The organism is Polynucleobacter finlandensis, assembly GCF_018881755.1.
Classification (GTDB): domain Bacteria; phylum Pseudomonadota; class Gammaproteobacteria; order Burkholderiales; family Burkholderiaceae; genus Polynucleobacter; species Polynucleobacter finlandensis.
Genome location: NZ_JACVPS010000031.1, coordinates 1 through 1,267, shown reverse-complemented (window position 1 = coordinate 1,267; position 1,267 = coordinate 1). Strand labels below are relative to the sequence as shown.

General features: G+C 47.1%; 1 protein-coding gene. It reads right to left on the bottom strand.

The features are described 5' to 3' along the window. Window positions 1-51 precede the first annotated feature (51 nt). Window positions 52-1,193, bottom strand: a protein-coding gene (locus ICN49_RS11565) for an IS3 family transposase (RefSeq protein ID WP_216168226.1) whose coding sequence is annotated in 2 segments (ribosomal slippage) — window positions 52-926 and window positions 926-1,193 — 1,143 coding nt in all. Because the reading frame shifts where the segments join, the coding sequence is not laid out codon by codon here. Window positions 1,194-1,267 lie beyond the last annotated feature (74 nt).

The following is a 1,267-nucleotide window of genomic DNA, read 5'->3' as shown; positions in this document are numbered from 1 at the left end:
GAACTGCTGTCAATTTAGGTCCACTACCAAAGAGAGTATTTCTATAGTAAATCATTGCAGCAACATGGGTTGATTCTGGATGATTTTGGGTACTTGGGTTTGGGGTGCTGGTGGTCTATAACCTAATGCACTATGTGGCCTAACATGGTTATAGTGCTTGACCCACTCCCCCACGATAATCTGGGCTTCTTTAAGGTTGTAAAAGATCTCCCCATCCAAAAGGTTGTCTCTGAAGGTGCCGTTAAAGCTCTCACAAAAGCCATTCTCCCAAGGGCTCCCTGGTTCAATGTAAGCAGTCTTCACTCCAATACCAGATAACCAACTGCGTAGCTCTTTGGCAATAAATTCTGGGCCATTATCACTTCGGATGTACTCTGGGATACCGTTGTCAATCATGGCGTTGGCCAGTTGTTCAATCACTTGGATCGAGCCAATTCTTCTGGCGCAGTGGATCGTTAAGCATTTCCTGGTGAACTCATCAATCATGGTGAGCATCCGGATCTTGCCACCATAAGCATCTCTAATAAAGACAAAGTCGTAACTCCACACATGATTGGGGGCAGTAGCTCGCAGCCTCATACAACTGCCATCGGAGAGCCAGAGTCTACCTCTAGGAGGCTGCTTTTGTGGGATCTTTAAGCCTTCTTGCCGCCAAATGCGAGCGACCTTGGCGGTAGTCGCTTGTCCCCAACCAACATTACGCATCATGCTGGCAATAAAGCGATAGCCATACCGGCCATAGGTGCTCGCCATCCGGATGACCTCGGCTCTCAGCGGCTCTTCGTCATCTCTAGGTAATGGCATGTACCGATACGCTGCTCTGGATAGCCCCACTAATTCACAAGCTAAGCGCTCTGATGTTGAGTATTTATTCATCAACACCTGAGCAGCTGTTTTGCGTTTAGCAGGGCTTAGAAGTTTCCCTTAATGACTTCCTTGAGCATCACTTCTCGTAGCGATAAGTCCGCTACGAGCTTCTTAAGCCGGGTATTTTCCACTTCCAGATCTTTGTACTTGCGAGCTTGGTCGACCTTCATACCACCATAAATCTTGCGCCAACGGTAATAGCTTTGCTCAACCGTGCCCACCTCTTTACAAGCCTGAGCTAGGGTTTTGCCATTGGTGGTTAAAACATCGATTTGACGCAATAAGGTGACGATTTGCTCGGGTTTGAGACGTTGGCCTTTTGCCATATTTAGCACTCCTTTAAGTGAGAGATTATCAAAAATCCTCTCTTATGGAGCGGTACTAAAAATCAGGTCAGTTC